Source organism: Paraburkholderia sp. GAS333 (assembly GCF_050435665.1).
Classification (GTDB): Bacteria; Pseudomonadota; Gammaproteobacteria; order Burkholderiales; family Burkholderiaceae; genus Paraburkholderia; species Paraburkholderia fungorum_A.
The window spans coordinates 730,416-745,642 of record NZ_JBNDKS010000003.1 but is presented as its reverse complement, the minus strand read 5'-3'; the positions used below and the strand labels follow the sequence as shown (position 1 = coordinate 745,642).

Below are 15,227 nucleotides of genomic sequence, written 5' to 3'. Positions count from 1 at the left end.
AAACAGACGACAAGGCCAGGCTTTCCGCCTGGCCTTTTTTATCCCTCCGTGTTTTTCCCGATCAGGCCGTGCGTAAGTCGCGGCGGCTGTTCATCGCGCGCGCGGCGAAAAAAGCGAGCATCGCCGACGCCATCGCGTTGAAGACGAACAGCCCGCTGGGCCCGATCACGCTCATCAACAGCGACGCCAGCGCCGGGCCGACCATTCCGCCGAACGAAAACATCAGCAGCAACGTGGCCGTGATCGCCACCCGGCGGTGCGGCTCGGTCCGGTCGTTCACGTGCGACACGATCAGTCCGTATTGCGTAAAGGTGACCGCCACGTAGGCGAGCGTCGCGATCCACACGAAGCTGCGCTCGTGCAGCACCGCGAGCGCGGCGCTCAGCAGCGTCGAAGTCAGCGCAATGCGATACACCAGCCGACGCCTGTCGATGGTGTCGGACAAACGCCCCATCGGCCATTGCGGCAGCAGCGCCGAAAACAGCGCCGTGCCCATGAACGCGGATAGCTCCGCAGTCGAGAAACCGGTGCGCGTCAGATAAACCGGCGTCATCGAATAGAAACTGCTGTAGAGAAAGCCGGCGAGCACGCAGCCGGGAATCGCGAGCGGCGTCGAGGCTTTCATCGCCAGCACGCTGTCCTTCCACGTTTGCGTCGGCATGCGCGTCAGCGCCGCATCGGACACGCGCAGCGGCCAGCCTTCGAGCAGCGTCACCGGCAGGATCGCGGCGGCGAACAGCGCGGCGACGATGGATAGCTGCGCGGTGCCGGACGCGTCGCCGGTATTGAGCAGGAACTGGCCGGAGCCCACGGCGAGATAGTTGATCGCCGCATAGGAGCCGAAAACCTGGCCGCGCCGCTCGTTTCTGACCACGCCGTTCAGCCAGCTCTCGATGGACGTGTACAGGCCCATGAACGCGAATCCCGTCATGAAGCGGATCAGCGCCAGCGCCGGCAGCGATTCGAAGCGTCCGAATGCCAGCGCCAGAATCGCGACGACCGATGAAAACGCGACGAAGGTCCGATGCTGGCCGATCCGGTCGATCAGCCGTCGGTTGAACACGGCCCCGACCATGAAGCCCGCGTAGTAGCACGATTGAATCAGGCCAACCGCAAACATCGCCGCGCCCGCATTCAGCAGTCGCAGAGGGATCAGCGTCTGGAACAGACCATTGCCGAGCGTCAGCAGCGCATAGCCGCCCAGCAGGCCCATTAACGCGCGATATTCGCTTGGCGGCGGCGAACCCGCAGGCGTCTGAACGTCTAACGTTAGCGGCGGCGTTTTTCTTCCCAGCAGCTTGGCTTCCGACAGCGGGCCGGTGCGTGGCGTCTCCAGATTGATGGGTTCTGCGGGTAATGCAGGGTCGTGGCTTTTTTGAACGGATTCTTCGTTTGTTTTTGACATGACACTCTTCGAGGTTCCGCATTCGCTGGGGAAGGTCGGCTCTGGCCGCTCTGACGGCACGCCCCCGGAGTCTTCCGGCAGGCCGCCGGACAAGGGTTTGTCCCAGTTACAGAATCTCTCGCACGAGCTTCGAAAGCGATTAGATAACGGCGTCTTATGAAGATGGTAACGGTCTGTGATGGTGCAACACCCTTGTTTTTGACTTCCTATCGTGTCAACTATGCGCAGTTCAGTGACCAGCGATGACGAAGCGAATTTTCATCAGATAAGGGTGTACAGATGAGCATGAAACACAAATACGCGGGCATTCTGACCGCGGTCCCCACCTCGCTGGACAAGGCGGGACAGTTCCAGCCAGCACCGTTGTATCAGCACATCCAGCGTCTCGCGTCGGCCGGGACCGACGGTGTGGTGCCGTTGGGCGGCACCGGTGAATACACGTCGCTATCGGCAAAGGAACGGCTGCGCGTGGTCGAGACCTCGATCGAGGCAGGCGCGGGCAAGCTTCATGTGGTGCCGGGCATCCTGTCGCCGGGTATCGGCGATGCGGTGGACAACGCAAAGGCGTTCGTCGCCGCGGGCGCCAAGGCGCTGATGGTCGTCACGCCGTACTATTTCCGCCCGACCCAGGACGGCATTGTCGACTACTACAAGAAGTTCTCCGATCAGGTCGACGCCGACATCATCCTCTATGAAATTCCGTACCGCACTGGCGTATCGCTGCACTACGAAACAGTGGCGCGGCTGGCCGAACTGACGCGTGTGGTCGGCATCAAGGCATGCAACCCGGATCTCGCGCAGCAAATGCGCGCGGCCGAACTGAGCGCGTCGAAGATCGCCATTCTGAGCGGCGAAGAAGACGTGCTGCCGCTGCATGTTGCAATGGGCGCGGTCGGCGGGATCATCTCGAGTTCGAATCTGATTCCGAAGCAATGGGCGAAGGTCCTGTCGCTCGCATCCAGCGGCAAGCTTCAGGAAGCCGTTGCGCTGCATGCAACGTTGCGTCCGCTGATCGACGCCATTTTCGCCGAGCCGAACCCGGCCCCGATCAAGGCCGCGCTCGCGCTGCAGGGTTATGACTTCGGCGACGTGCTGCTTCCCATGTTGCCCGCCTCCGACGCGCTCCGTGCCCGTCTGGCGAGCGTCGTTGCGCCGATCGTCGCGCGCGAATCCGAGTAGACCACTCACCCAATAAAAGGCCAACGCCATGTCAGCTGATTCGAAAATCATCATGCCCCGTCGCCGGTTCTTGCAGGCGGCGGGCACGACTCTCCTCTCGACCGCCATCGCTGCGCCGATGGTCATCACCTCGCGCAAGGCCATGGCGGCCAGCAACCTGACGGTGGTGAGCTGGGGCGGCAACTATCACGCCGGCGTCGAAGAAGCGCTGGCGAAGCCGTTCGAGAAAGAGTTCGGCGTTCACGTGACCCTCGTCGATACGCCCGACCTCGCGAAGGTCAAGGCCCAGGTGATGACGAACAACGTCCAGTGGGACGTTTTCGACGCCGTCGGCCCGATGGCGATGACCGGCGCGAAGAACGGCTACTGGGAACCGCTCGATCCGGCGCTCTTCAATCGCAGCGACCTGATCGCGCCGATGACGAAATACGCGGTGCCGTTGTACGGCTTCACGGGCGGCATCTGCTGGGACAACAGCAAGTTCCCGGACGGCAAGCATCCGCAGACGTTCGCCGAATACTTCGACGTGAAGAAGTTTCCGGGCCAACGCACGCTGCGCAATCGCGCGAGCGAGACGCTGGAAATCGCGTTGCTCGCCGACGGCGTCGCGCCGGACAAGCTGTATCCGCTCGATGTCGACCGTGCTTTTAAAGCGCTCGACCGCATCAAGCCGTTCGTCGGCAACTGGGTGGATCAGACGCCGCAAACCGTCACGCTGGTGGAAACCGGTCAGGTCGATTTCAGCTACACGTACTCGACACGCGTGAAGGCGGCGCAGGAAGCCAGCAAGCCGATCGACTTCTCGTTCAAGCAGAACCTGATCGGTCTCGAATACCTGGTGGTTCTGAAGAACTCGCCGAACAAGGCGAACGCGATGAAGTTCGTGCAATTCGCCCTGCGCCCGGACCGTCAGGCCGCGCTGATGAATGCGCTCGGCAATACGCCGGCCAGCCGCAGCGCGATGCCGATGTTGAAGCCGGAAGTGCGCAAGTGGATGTCCGACCCGTTCAACAAGATGAACGTGATCAGCAACGACGCATGGTGGGCCGATCACTACGACGAACTGACGTTGCGGTTCAAGGAATGGGCGCTCGGCTGAACGTGTTGTGGTCCCGATGCCCGCAGTCGGGGCATCGGGAGTCATGGTTAAGGAGGGGTTATGAAATCACGTGTTGACGGACTGTTATACGTCGGGCCAGCCACCGTATTCCTGTTTTTCGTCCTGTTTGTTCCGCTCGCCTACGTCGTCTATACGAGTTTCTGGATTGGGGGCAGCCCCTCCTTGTCCGCGTATCAGCGGTTGCTGGGAAGCGACCTGTTTCTGCGCACGCTTTGGTCGACGTTCCAGATCAGCATTACGGCTTCGGTGGCGAGCCTGTTGCTGGGTTATCCGATCGCGATGCATCTTGCGAAGCAGACGCCGCGCAAGCGCGCGCTGTACATGGTTCTCGTGCTCGTGCCGTTCTGGACCAGCATTCTCGTCAAGAGCTATGCGTTCACGGTGCTGCTGGGCCGCGACGGACTAGTGAACCAGTTGCTGTCGGCGGCATTTCATACGCGGGTGCAACTGCCGATGCTGTTCAACCGCTTCGGCGTGATGGTGGGGATGACGAACTACCTGATTCCGTTCATCGTATTTCCGGTGCTGGCCAGCCTTCTGTCGATCGACAAATCGCTGTACCGCGCGTCCGAAATCATGGGCGCGAAACCGCCGCGTATCTTCTTCCGCATTACGTTGCCGCTGAGCCTTCCGGGGATCGCCGCTGCGACGTTGAGCACCACCGTGATGTCGATGGGCTTCTTCGTCATACCGGCGCTGCTGGGCGGACGCAAGGACGCGATGATGTCCAACCTCGTCGACTTCTATACCCGCGAGACGATGGACTGGAACATGGCCTCGGCAATCGGCGTGATCCTGCTTGCTATCGTCACATTGGCGGCAATGGGCGCGGAACAGTTTCAGCGGCACGACGCGAAGAAAAAGGTGATGGCATGACAACATCGATCGATATGGATCTCCGCACGGCGACAGCGCCGGGCGTGGTGATCGACAGGCAGGAGCGGCGCTACGCGAGGCTTCGCAATGTCATTGCGTTTGCGGTGTATGCATTCATTCTCGTGCCGACGCTGATCGTGATTCCGATCTCGTTCGGCGGCAACGGTGAACTGACGTTTCCGCCGCGCGTGTGGTCGCTCGAGTTGTACGAGCAGTTGTTCAGTTCGTCGGCGTGGGTCGGGCCGATACTTCAGAGTCTCAAGGTGGCCGGTTTGACGATGGTCGTGTCGATCCTGATCGGCGTGCCGGCTTCGTATGGCCTCGTGCGCTTCGATTTTCCCGGCAAGCGCTGGGTGATGTTGCTGCTGATGAGCCCGATTCTGGTACCGGTCATCGTGATTTCGCTCGGCCTGTATCTGTATCTGTCGCGGTTGCATCTGGTGGGCACGACGGCGGGGCTGGTCGCGAGTCACGTCGCGTACGTCACACCGTTCATGATGATGACGGTGATGGCGGGCGTCAAAAAGCTCGACCCGGCACTGGAGTTCGCGACGACCATCATGGGCGCGAATCGCAGAACCGTGTTCTTCAAGGTGGTATTGCCGCAGTTGCGGCCATCGATGTTCGCGGGCGCGTTGTTCGCGTTCCTCGTGTCGTTCGACGAAGTCGTGATCGCCTGGTTCCTGACGAGCCCGACGACAACCACGCTACCCGTCAAGATGTACAGCAGTATCCAGTGGGATATATCGCCGGTGATTGCCGCCGTCTCGGCATTGCTGACGGTGCTGTCCCTCGTGTTCTGCTGTCTCTCGGTATTTCTGCAGCCAGCAGCATCTGAATCGTCACATTGAGGTCGGAGAAAAGCATGTCACACGTACTGCTCGAGAAAAATGGGCGGCCTTCGGCCCGTACGAATTCATCGGTCAACGGAAACCTGGACACCATGTCGACCTCAATCAACGCCGGGGACAACATGATCGTGTTCAACGGCATCAGTAAGAGTTATGGCAATTCGGTCGCGTTGCACACCACCGATTTCACCGTGCGTAAAGGCGAATTCCTGAGCCTGCTGGGTCCGAGCGGATCGGGCAAAAGCACGATCCTCAACATCATTGCCGGTGCGGTCGCGCCGTCCACGGGAAGCATCCTGCTGGACGGCAAGGACGTATCGACGGTGCCGCCGCGCGAGCGTGGTCTGGGCATGGTGTTTCAGAACTACGCATTGCTGCCGCATCTGAACGTATTCGACAACGTCGCGTTTCCGTTGCGAATTCGCGGCGTGGCGAAGTCGGAGATCCAGCAGCGCGTGCGCAATGCGCTGGAACGGGTCGGCCTGACCGGCTACGAAAACCGCAAGCCGCGCGAGATGTCCGGCGGACAGCAGCAGCGCGTCGGTATCGCGCGTTGCATCGTTTATTCGCCGTCGGTCATTCTGATGGACGAACCGCTCGGCGCACTCGACAAGAAACTGCGCGACCAGCTTCAGGGCGAGATCAAACGCCTGCACCGCGACCTGGGAACGACGCTCGTCTACGTGACGCACGACCAGGAAGAAGCGCTGAATCTGTCCGACCGCGTGTGTCTGATGAACGGCGGACGCATTGCGCAACTCGGCACGCCCGATGAGCTTTACTTCGAGCCGGTTAGCGAATTCGTCGCGGACTTCGTCGGCGAATCGAATCTGCTGGAAGGCGTCGTCGTGTCCGACGACACGGTGGCGATCAACGCGAAATGGTCGATCAAGGTGCGGAGCACGGAAGGGCACTCGATCGGTTCGAAGGTGAAAGTGCTGGTCCGGCCGGAGAAAATCTCGGTGCTCGACGACAACGAAACCGACGTCACAGGTGCCGGCGGCGCGAACGAATGCACCGGTGTCATCTCGCAGATTTCGTTCGTGGGCGGCATGACCCGCTTCGAATTGACGACAACCGATGGCCCGACGCTGCTGGTCAAGACCATCTCCGCACGCGCCGCCGAGCGCTCGCCGCTGGGCCGTCCGCTGACGGTCCGCTGGTCGGCTCGCGACAGCGCTGTTCTGAAAAAATAAATCCGCTATGAATTCATCCAGCCTTATTGCAGCAATGATGGAGTTGGTGGGCGACGCCAACGTGATCGACGCGCCGTCCGACATGGAGCCGCATCTGATCGACTGGCGCAAGCGTCATTCGGGAAAAGCCGCGTGCGTGGTGTTTCCGCGAACCACGGAGCAGGTGTCGAAAGTGCTCGCGTTCTGCAACGACAACGGCGTCAAGGTGTTTCCGCAGGGCGGCAATACCAGCGTGTGCGGCGGTTCGGTGCCGGATCACAGCGGCCAGAGCGTGCTGCTGAACATGCGCAAGATGAACCGTATCGTCGAGCTGAATCCGCGCAATAACTCGATGACGGTCGAGGCCGGTTGCGTGCTCGCCGACATTCAGTCGGCCGCGCTCGAAGTCGACCGCCTGTTTCCGCTGACGCTCGGTGCCGAAGGCTCGTGCCAGATCGGCGGAAATATTGCGACCAATGCGGGCGGCACGAACGTGCTGCGCTTCGGCAATACTCGCGACCTGATTCTCGGGATCGAGGTGGTGCTCGCGGACGGCCGTATCTGGAACGGCCTGCGCTCGCTGAGAAAAAACAACAGCGGCTACGATCTGAAGAACCTCTTTATCGGGTCGGAGGGAACACTCGGTGTGGTGACGGCGGCCACGCTGAAGCTGTTTCCGAAACCGCACGCCATCGCGACCGCGATGCTCGGCGTGGACACCGTGTCCGCCGCCGTCGATGAAGGCCTGAAGTTGCAGGCCGCGTTTCCGGGCGAACTGGTCGGTCTCGAACTGATCTCGCAAAGCGAATTCGACATCTCGCTGCGGCATGCCGAGAACGCGCGCAACCCGTTCCAGAAGACGCCCAACTGGACCGTGCTGGTCGAACTCGCCGCTGCAACGGGCACGAGCGAAGCACTCGCGGAACGGTTGACCGACGCCCTCAGCGGCTCGTTCGACAACGGCGTCGTGCAGGACGCGCTGATTGCATCGAACGAACAGCAACGCGCGGAGCTTTGGGGCATCCGGCATCACGTCACCGAGGCGAACGGCCGCGAAGGGATGGGGCTGACGCACGACATCGCCGTACCCACTTATCGCATTCCCGACTTCGTCGAACTCGCCGGGCAGGCGCTGGCCGAACACTATCCGGCGGCGGTGCCGGTCGTGGTGGGCCACATGGGCGACGGCAATCTCCACTACATCGCGATGTTCACCCACGAGTACTGGGCGAAGGTCGCGGACAAGGCGGCCGTTCAACTGAAGCTGAGCCATCTGCTCTACGACATCGCTGCCGGAATGGGTGGCACGTTCAGCGCGGAACATGGCATCGGCTCGCTGCATGTTTCGGAAATGGGCATCTACAAAGATGCAGCCGAGATCGCGCTGATGCAACAGTTCAAGCAACTACTCGACCCGAAGGACACGATGAATCCGGGCCGCGTGCTGCCGAACCAGGTGGCCGCTCAGGACCATTGAATGGCACTCTCCAGCGTTGCCGATTATCGTCGGGCGGCGAAGCGATTTCTGCCGGATTTCGCGTTCAGCTATCTGGAAGGCGGAGCGGAAGACGAAGTCACCATGCGCCGCAACCGAGCCGCGTTCGAGCGGGTCACGCTGGCGCCGCGTGTGCTGGTCGACGTTAGTTCGGTGAATACCGGGGTCACGCTGGCGGGTTCCGACGCCGCGTGGCCTGCCGTGGTCGGCCCGACGGGTCTGAACGGTCTCTACCGGCGCGAGGCGGAGGAGACGCTGGCCCGTTCCGCGAACGCGGCGGGTCTGCCGTTCGTGCTGTCCACCGCGTCGACGAGCCTGCTCGAAGACGTCCGTCGTGCATCGGACGGCGATCTCTGGCTACAACTCTATGTGCAGCAGGACCGGCGTATCGCCGAGGACATGATGGCGCGCGCGCGAGCCGCCGGTTTCTCGACGCTTCTGCTGACGGTCGATACGCCTGTCACCGGCCAGCGCGATCACTACGCCAGAACCGGCTTCACGCTGCCTCTACGCTGGTCGCCGACACTGCTGTGGGACATCGCTACGCATCCGCGCTGGACCGCCATGGTCGGCGTGCATGGCGTGCCGGAACTGGTCAACCTCGCGCGCAGTGCGCGGCTAGGTCCGGGGATCGAAGCACAGGCCGCCGCGCTGAGCCGTCAGATGGACACGTCGCTTAACTGGAGCGACCTGGCGTGGGTGCGCCGTCACTGGCCCGGCAAGGTTCTCGTGAAAGGCATCCAGACGGCCGCCGATGCCGTCAACGCGTCGCGCCACGATGTCGACGGCGTCGTGCTGTCCAACCATGGCGGCCGTCAACTCGACGGCGCGCCCAGTTCGCTTGAAATCCTGGCCGACACCGTATCGGCGACTCCCGACGAATTCATTGTGCTGATCGACGGCGGCATCCGGCGCGGCAGCGACATTGCCAAAGCCGTGGCGCTGGGCGCCGACGGCGTTTTGCTGGGCCGCGCGCCGCTGTACGGCCTGGCCGCCGATGGCTCGCGCGGAGTCGGCGACGTTCTGTCGATGCTCAAAAAGGAACTCGAGATTTGCATGCGGCTTCTCGGCTGCCCCGACATCGGATCGCTCGACGCGAGTTACATCGCGAGCCTGCGCGATCCGTATGCACGGCACGCCTTGTCGGAAGCCGCCGACTTGACGGAGAAATTGTTGTGACTGAATCTGTTTTCCGCTTTCACCAGGGCACGCTGCCCTTGCTGATTTCGATCCCGCATCTGGGTACCGACATCCCGGACCCGATCCGCAGCCAACTGACCGATGTCGCGTCGCAGGTCGCCGATACGGACTGGCACCTCGACACGCTGTACGACTTCGCGAGGCTGTCGGGTGCGTCGGTACTCGGCGCCCGATACTCGCGCTACGTGATCGATCTGAATCGCCCGTCGAGCGGCGAGAGTCTTTATCCGGGACAGACAACGACGGGGCTCTGCCCGACCGAAACGTTTCGCGGCGAACCTCTTTACCTTTCAGGGAAGGGGCCGGATAAAGATGAACTCGCGGCGCGGCTGCAAGACTACTGGAGCCCTTATCACGCGAAATTGCGTGAAGAGCTTGATCGTCTGAAGGCACAGTTTGGTGCCGTGCTGCTGTGGGAAGCGCATTCGATTGCCAGCGTGCTGCCGCGTCTGTTCGACGGCAAGCTGCCGGATCTGAACCTCGGCACGAACTCGGGCAAGAGTTGCGATAACCGCATTCTCGACGCCGTCACGCAGAGTCTCGAAGGCCAGCCGTTCACGTGGGTGACGAACGGGCGCTTCAAGGGCGGCCATATCACGCGCGAATACGGTTGTCCCGAGCAGGGCATTCACGCGATCCAGCTGGAGATGTGCCAATCGACGTATATGAACGAAACGGCTCCGTTTGCGTATCGCCCGGATCTGGCCGCGCAGGTGGCGCCGGTGGTCGAACGCATGGTCATGGCGGCAGTGGATACGATGCTCGCTCTGCCTGACTGATTCAGCAGATAGTTCGAGTAGCTCAAAGCACGTCGAATACGACGTGCTTTTTTATTGCCGTGATCGCTACGAAAAAAGCCGTCTCTGCATCAGCGATTGCAGAGACGGCTTCGCATTTCCACTTCGAATAAACCCATGCGGCGCAGCAGCCGCATGAGATACCCGAGCACTTACAACGATCGCGTCAACGACGGCACCACCTCGAACAGATCGCCGACCAGACCGTAATCGGCGACGCTGAAGATAGGTGCATCGGCATCCTTGTTGACCGCCACGATCACCTTTGAGTCTTTCATACCCGCCAGATGCTGGATCGCGCCGGAAATGCCGACCGCGACATAGAGTTCGGGCGCGACGATCTTGCCGGTCTGGCCGACCTGCCAGTCGTTCGGTGCATAGCCGGAGTCGACCGCCGCGCGCGACGCACCGACAGCCGCCCCGAGCTTCTCGGCCAGCGGGTCGAGCAACGCGAAGTTTTCCTTGCTGCCCAGACCACGGCCGCCCGATACGACGACACGCGCGGCGGTCAGTTCAGGGCGATCACTCGTTGCGACCTCACGGCGGACAAATGTCGACAGACCCGAATCCGCAACCGCAGGCACGGTTTCGATCACCGCATTGCCGCCTTCCGCGCGGGCTGCATCGAAGGCCGTCGTGCGAATCGTCGCGACCTTGACCGGATCGCCCGACTGCACCGTGGCGATCGCGTTGCCCGCATACACGGGACGCTGGAACGTGTCGGCCGATTCGATCGCGATCACGTCGGAAATCTGCGACGCGTCGAGCTTTGCCGCGACGCGCGGCGCGGTGTTTTTTCCGGCGGCCGTCGCGCAGAAGAGGATGTGCGAGTAGTCCTTTGCCAGCGCCAATACCTGAGCGGCGATGTTCTCGGCCAGGCCTTCGGCCAGCTGAGGCGCATCGGCGAGGATGACCTTGTCGACTCCCGCGACCTTGCTCACCGCATCGGCGACGCCCTGTGCATGGCTACCCGCCACGAGAACATGGACGCCGTTTGCAAGCTGCGTCGCAGCGGCGATAGTGTGAAGCGTCGCGCTTCTGATTTGAGCGTTGTCGTGTTCGGCAATAACGAGCGTCGTCATTTAAATCACCTTGGCTTCAGTTTTCAGTTTTTCGACCAGCGCAGCGACGTCCGGCACCATCACGCCGGCCTTGCGCGCGGCGGGTTCGACCACCTTCAATGTCTTCAGGCGCGGCGCCGGATCGATGCCGAAGTCGGACGGCTTGACCACTTCAATAGGCTTCTTCTTGGCCTTCATGATGCTGGGCAACGTCACGTAGCGCGGCTCGTTCAGACGCAGGTCCGTGGTGATAATCGCGGGCAAACGCAGCGATACGATTTCCACGCCGCCGTCCACTTCGCGGGTGACCGTGGCCATACCGTCGACGATGTCGATGTTGCTTGCGAAGGTGGCCTGCGGCCAGTCGAGCAGCGCGGCGAGCAACTGGCCGGTCTGGCCCGCGTCGTCGTCGATGGCCTGCTTGCCGAGAATCACCAGTTGCGGCTGCTCTTTGTCGACGACGGCCTTCAGCAATTTGGCGACGGCGAGCGGTTGCAACTCGGCGTCGGTCTCCACCAGCACGCCGCGATCCGCGCCGATCGCCAATGCGGTGCGCAGCGTTTCCTGGCTCTGCGTCAGACCGCACGACACGGCGATGACCTCGCTCGCGTGGCCGGCTTCTTTCAGGCGCGTGGCCGCTTCGACGGCGATTTCGTCGAACGGGTTCATCGACATTTTCACGTTGCCGATGTCCACGCCGCTTTGATCCGCTTTCACGCGGACCTTGACGTTGTAGTCGACCACACGCTTTACCGCGGTAACAATTTTCATCTCATCTTCCTCATCAATTCAGTCGTTTATGCGGATGCGGGACGGCTCGATGGTCACGAGCACGGCGAGTCGCGGCGGCTCGCCCGACGCCGCGACCGCCTTTGCGGCGTTCAGTTCGAGGGGACGCGTCACGTCGTTGACGATCAGCACTTCGCCGGACTCGACATGGCCCGCGCGCCCGGTGCCGTCCTCGCGGAACGAGCAGCGGCTATCGAGCGCGACGACGACGGCCGCGCAGTTCAGCGGCACGGTCATCCGGTCGACGATCGCGCGAACCCGGGCCCGGTAGCGGCCCCGGGCGCTCATGACATTGAGTACGGTGACCGGTCCGTCGATCAGCGACGCATTCCATGCGGGGCCGCCGTCGAACTCGACGGCTTCGAACGGCTTGAGCATGACGGTCGCGTGGGCGTCGCGCAGCGCGACTCCGCCGCCGCGCATCACCAGCGAGATCCGCGAGATGCCTTCGAAGCGCGAGTACGGGCCGTCGCGCTCGACCTCGGCCAGACTGATGCGCCATTGATCGCTGCCCGTCGCCAGGGTTCGGGTGACCCCGCCGCCGTTGCGCCAGGGCTCGCCGGGAACCGATGCTAGGGGGCGCACATCGATTGCAGACATGATGTTGGCCTCAGGACACCGCGCCGAGACCGTACTTGCCGGTCAGCAGTTCGCCGGTCGCAAAGCGTTCGATCGAGTACGGCTTCAGCGAGACGTCGGTCGGCAGGCCGAGGGCTTCCTGCGCGAGTACGCGCCCTACAGTCGGCGAAAGTTTGAAGCCGTGGCCCGAGAAACCGTATCCGACTACCAGGCCTTCGATGCCGGGCAATTTGCCGAGTACGGGATTCCAGTCCGGCGTCACGTCATAGACGCCCGTCCACGACGACGCGATCCCCGCGGTCTCATATTCCGGGAAGCGTTCGGCAACCTGCGCACCGACTTCGACGATGTAGTCCATCGGAATGTCGCCTTGCTCGACTTCCGCCGTATTGAGTTTTTCGCCGACGATGCCTTCGCTCACCAGCATCTGGCTGCCGCCGTAGCTGCGGTAGTAGAGCATGCCCGGCGACGCCAGATCCTTGAACACCGGCATCGAGAACGTGTATTTGGCCGCGTCGCATTCGAGCGCGAGCACCGCGTGACGTTCGGGCATGACCGGCAGTGTCTTGCCGGTCCATCCCGCGAGTTCGGGGGTCCAGATGTTCTGCGTGCTGATCACCATCGAAGTCTTGAAGTCGCCGATGCTGGTCGACACGCCGACCACCTTGCCGTTCTCGATCAGGATCCGGTTGACCGACGCGTTCTCACGAATCGTCACGCCGCCGCGACGGGCCGCGCGGGCAAAGCTGGTGGCCACCAGGTAGGCGTCGGCGAAACCCGCTTCGGGCTCGTAGCCGATCAGCGCGGCATCGCCGAAGCGCGCGATGGGCAGCAGTTCGCTGGCCTGCTTTGCATCGAGCAGTTCGAGCGGAATGCCCTGTTCTTTCTGTTGATCCAGTGACGCGCGCAGCGGTTCGAGCTTGTCGCCTTCACCGGCGACGATCATGTAGCCGCATTTGACCAGGCCGCACGACGCTTCGTCGTCGCCGAGATAGGACGAGAAATTGTTGAACACGTCCCACGATTTACGCGCCAGCTCCACATTTTCCTTCACCGAGTAGTGGGTGCGCAAAATGCCCGACGACTGCGATGTCGTTCCAGCCCCAATCGTGCCCCGGTCGAGCACGAGCACGTTCTTCGCGCCGAGTTTCGCAAGCTGGAACGCTACCGAACTGCCGATAACGCCCGCTCCGATCACCACCACATCATATGTATTCACGTTCCGCTTCCTTTTGAGCAAGGTGTGAGCGAAGTGTGATGCGGCAAAAACAAGGGTCCAGAAATATAAGCGGATTCGATTTTTAGCAAAAGCGCCCGTCAGGATGCGGATCGGCGGCGCGCACCTTCGGGGTGAATCGACGCGGCCACGCCGCTCCCGCAGGCGTCAGGCGGATGAAAGACTGCGGCGGCACATCAAGCGTGCTTATCCAAAGAATAAGAAAGTGTCGTGAAAGATGCCGTGGGTTTTTTGCGTGCATAGCCTGTGTGTCGACGGTATGCGGTTCAGCCGGAAACGCCCTCAGGCGAGGGAGCTTTCGCAGTCGCTTCACCTCGCCGATCGGGTTTCACCACTACGTGTGAGAGGCCAGTCATGTCGAAGTCGAATCATCCCGCCCAGTCTCCGGAGCGGCGGCAGTTCCTGACGGGAGTCGCGGGCATTGCAGTCGCCGCCGCCACCTCGCCATTGCTACTTCATTCGAAACGCGCGTTTGCCGCCGATCAGCAGATGACGCTGGTCACCTGGGGCGGTGCGTACCGGCAGGCGCTGGAAGAGTCGGTGGTCAAGCCGTTCAGCAAGGAGACCGGCATTCAGGTGACGATCGTCGATACGCCTGACATGGCCAAGCTCCGTGCGCAGGTTCAGACGAACAATGTGCAGTGGGACGTGTTCGACGCGCCCGGCGCGCTCGGTGTGGCCGGCGCAAATGCGGGTTTGTGGGAGCCGCTGGACCCCGCGATGTTCGATCGCGGCGACCTGATCATCGACATCAAGAACAATCTTTTGCCCTGGTATGTGTTTGTCGGCGGCGTGGCGTGGGACCCGAAGAAATATCCAGCGGGAAAGCATCCGAAGAATTTCGCCGAATATTTCGACACGAAGACGTTTCCCGGCCGACGCACGTTTCGCAATCGTCCCAGCGAGACCTTCGAAGCCGCGTTGCTGGCCGACGGTGTGTCGCCGAAACATCTTTATCCGCTCGATATCGACCGCGCGTTCAGATCGCTGGAGCGCATCAAGCCGGACGTGGTCAAGTGGATCGACCAGACCCCGCAGACCTTGACCCTGCTTCAGACCGGCGAGGCGGATTTCACTTACACGTATGCGTCGCGCGTGCGACCCGCAAAGGCGGGTGGCCAGTCGGTCGATTTCTCGTTCGACCAGACGGTAAACGGTTTCGAATATCTCGCCATCGTCAAGAACGCGCCGAACAAAATAGCCGCGACCAAATTTCTCGCCTTCGCCGCACGTCCCGACCGGCAGGCGGCGTTCATGGAACTCATCGGCAATACGCCGAGCAGCAAGAAAGCCCTCACGCTGATGAGCGCGGACAGCCGCAAATGGATCCCCGATCTGCAGTCCGCCAACAGCGTGCTGATGGACGACGCCTGGTGGGCGAAGAACTTCGACGACGTGACGCGGCGCTTCAAGGAGTGGGCAATGTCGTGAGTCGAACACGGCAGCCTGTAGATGTTTTTCAC

The 15,227-nt window shown here is 61.9% G+C and carries 14 protein-coding genes; 9 read left to right on the top strand and 5 right to left on the bottom strand.

Annotated features, from left to right (window positions below; all coding sequences use genetic code 11):
* Positions 1-61: 61 nt before the first annotated feature.
* Positions 62-1,405, bottom strand: a complete 1,344-nt coding sequence (locus tag ABH945_RS19040) for an MFS transporter (protein WP_429251537.1) — start codon at positions 1,403-1,405, stop codon at positions 62-64.
* A 285-nt stretch (positions 1,406-1,690) separates the two neighbouring features.
* On the opposite strand from ABH945_RS19040, the gene dapA reads away from it, so the two are divergent.
* The 8 genes from dapA to hutG all read left to right on the top strand — a co-directional run bounded on the left by dapA (position 1,691) and on the right by hutG (position 10,080).
* Complete coding sequence (gene dapA, locus ABH945_RS19035; RefSeq protein WP_429251536.1) at positions 1,691-2,584, top strand: 4-hydroxy-tetrahydrodipicolinate synthase; 894 nt, start codon at positions 1,691-1,693, stop codon at positions 2,582-2,584.
* A 52-nt stretch (positions 2,585-2,636) separates the two neighbouring features.
* Entirely contained in the window at positions 2,637-3,683 is a 1,047-nt protein-coding gene (locus ABH945_RS19030) for an ABC transporter substrate-binding protein (RefSeq protein ID WP_429251535.1), read from the top strand.
* A 60-nt stretch (positions 3,684-3,743) separates the two neighbouring features.
* The gene (locus ABH945_RS19025) at positions 3,744-4,580 is read left to right on the top strand and encodes an ABC transporter permease (RefSeq protein ID WP_074770360.1); all 837 of its coding nucleotides are present in this window, start codon (positions 3,744-3,746) and stop codon (positions 4,578-4,580) included.
* Positions 4,577-5,431, top strand: coding sequence for an ABC transporter permease (locus ABH945_RS19020; RefSeq protein ID WP_074770358.1), 855 nt, complete (start codon positions 4,577-4,579; stop codon positions 5,429-5,431). The genes ABH945_RS19025 and ABH945_RS19020 overlap by 4 nt, the downstream gene beginning before the upstream one ends.
* A 92-nt stretch (positions 5,432-5,523) precedes the next feature.
* The gene (locus ABH945_RS19015) at positions 5,524-6,627 is read left to right on the top strand and encodes an ABC transporter ATP-binding protein (RefSeq protein WP_429251534.1); all 1,104 of its coding nucleotides are present in this window, start codon (positions 5,524-5,526) and stop codon (positions 6,625-6,627) included.
* A 7-nt stretch (positions 6,628-6,634) separates the two neighbouring features.
* Positions 6,635-8,083 (top strand): FAD-binding oxidoreductase, encoded by a 1,449-nt coding sequence (locus tag ABH945_RS19010; protein WP_429251533.1) that lies wholly within the window; start codon positions 6,635-6,637, stop codon positions 8,081-8,083.
* Positions 8,084-9,280, top strand: a complete 1,197-nt coding sequence (locus ABH945_RS19005; protein WP_429251532.1) for an alpha-hydroxy acid oxidase — start codon at positions 8,084-8,086, stop codon at positions 9,278-9,280.
* Complete coding sequence (gene hutG, locus ABH945_RS19000) at positions 9,277-10,080, top strand: N-formylglutamate deformylase (RefSeq protein WP_429251531.1); 804 nt, start codon at positions 9,277-9,279, stop codon at positions 10,078-10,080. The genes ABH945_RS19005 and hutG overlap by 4 nt, the downstream gene beginning before the upstream one ends.
* A gap of 170 nt (positions 10,081-10,250) precedes the next feature.
* On the opposite strand, the gene ABH945_RS18995 is transcribed toward hutG, so the two are convergent.
* Genes ABH945_RS18995 through ABH945_RS18980 form a run of 4 tightly spaced genes read right to left on the bottom strand, consistent with a single transcriptional unit; the run spans position 10,251 to position 13,746 of the window.
* Complete coding sequence (locus ABH945_RS18995) at positions 10,251-11,180, bottom strand: electron transfer flavoprotein subunit alpha/FixB family protein (RefSeq protein ID WP_429251530.1); 930 nt, start codon at positions 11,178-11,180, stop codon at positions 10,251-10,253.
* Entirely contained in the window at positions 11,181-11,930 is a 750-nt protein-coding gene (locus ABH945_RS18990) for an electron transfer flavoprotein subunit beta/FixA family protein (RefSeq protein WP_429251529.1), read from the bottom strand.
* Positions 11,931-11,948: 18 nt separating this feature from the next.
* Positions 11,949-12,548: a HutD/Ves family protein gene (locus tag ABH945_RS18985; RefSeq protein ID WP_074770346.1), complete on the bottom strand. Its 600-nt coding sequence runs from the start codon at positions 12,546-12,548 to the stop codon at positions 11,949-11,951.
* 10 nt (positions 12,549-12,558) lie between these two features.
* A complete protein-coding gene (locus ABH945_RS18980; protein WP_074770344.1) occupies positions 12,559-13,746 on the bottom strand; it encodes an NAD(P)/FAD-dependent oxidoreductase in 1,188 nt (395 codons plus the stop codon).
* Positions 13,747-14,118: 372 nt separating this feature from the next.
* On the opposite strand from ABH945_RS18980, the gene ABH945_RS18975 reads away from it, so the two are divergent.
* On the top strand, positions 14,119-15,195 hold the full coding sequence (locus ABH945_RS18975; protein WP_429251528.1) for an ABC transporter substrate-binding protein: 1,077 nt from the start codon (positions 14,119-14,121) through the stop codon (positions 15,193-15,195).
* The last annotated feature ends 32 nt before the right edge of the window (positions 15,196-15,227 follow it).

What these genes read in the sequence shown, in the direction of transcription:
- ABH945_RS19010 (WP_429251533.1), top strand. Translation starts at nt 6,635, where the DNA reads ATGAATTCATCCAGCCTTATTGCAGCAATGATGGAGTTGGTGGGCGAC.
- ABH945_RS18995 (WP_429251530.1), bottom strand. Translation starts at nt 11,180, where the DNA reads ATGACGACGCTCGTTATTGCCGAACACGACAACGCTCAAATCAGAAGC.
- ABH945_RS19020 (WP_074770358.1), top strand. Translation starts at nt 4,577, where the DNA reads ATGACAACATCGATCGATATGGATCTCCGCACGGCGACAGCGCCGGGC.
- ABH945_RS19005 (WP_429251532.1), top strand. Translation starts at nt 8,084, where the DNA reads ATGGCACTCTCCAGCGTTGCCGATTATCGTCGGGCGGCGAAGCGATTT.
- ABH945_RS18990 (WP_429251529.1), bottom strand. Translation starts at nt 11,930, where the DNA reads ATGAAAATTGTTACCGCGGTAAAGCGTGTGGTCGACTACAACGTCAAG.
- ABH945_RS18975 (WP_429251528.1), top strand. Translation starts at nt 14,119, where the DNA reads ATGTCGAAGTCGAATCATCCCGCCCAGTCTCCGGAGCGGCGGCAGTTC.
- ABH945_RS19040 (WP_429251537.1), bottom strand. Translation starts at nt 1,405, where the DNA reads ATGTCAAAAACAAACGAAGAATCCGTTCAAAAAAGCCACGACCCTGCA.
- ABH945_RS19030 (WP_429251535.1), top strand. Translation starts at nt 2,637, where the DNA reads ATGCCCCGTCGCCGGTTCTTGCAGGCGGCGGGCACGACTCTCCTCTCG.
- ABH945_RS19015 (WP_429251534.1), top strand. Translation starts at nt 5,524, where the DNA reads ATGTCGACCTCAATCAACGCCGGGGACAACATGATCGTGTTCAACGGC.
- ABH945_RS19025 (WP_074770360.1), top strand. Translation starts at nt 3,744, where the DNA reads ATGAAATCACGTGTTGACGGACTGTTATACGTCGGGCCAGCCACCGTA.
- ABH945_RS18985 (WP_074770346.1), bottom strand. Translation starts at nt 12,548, where the DNA reads ATGTCTGCAATCGATGTGCGCCCCCTAGCATCGGTTCCCGGCGAGCCC.
- dapA (WP_429251536.1), top strand. Translation starts at nt 1,691, where the DNA reads ATGAAACACAAATACGCGGGCATTCTGACCGCGGTCCCCACCTCGCTG.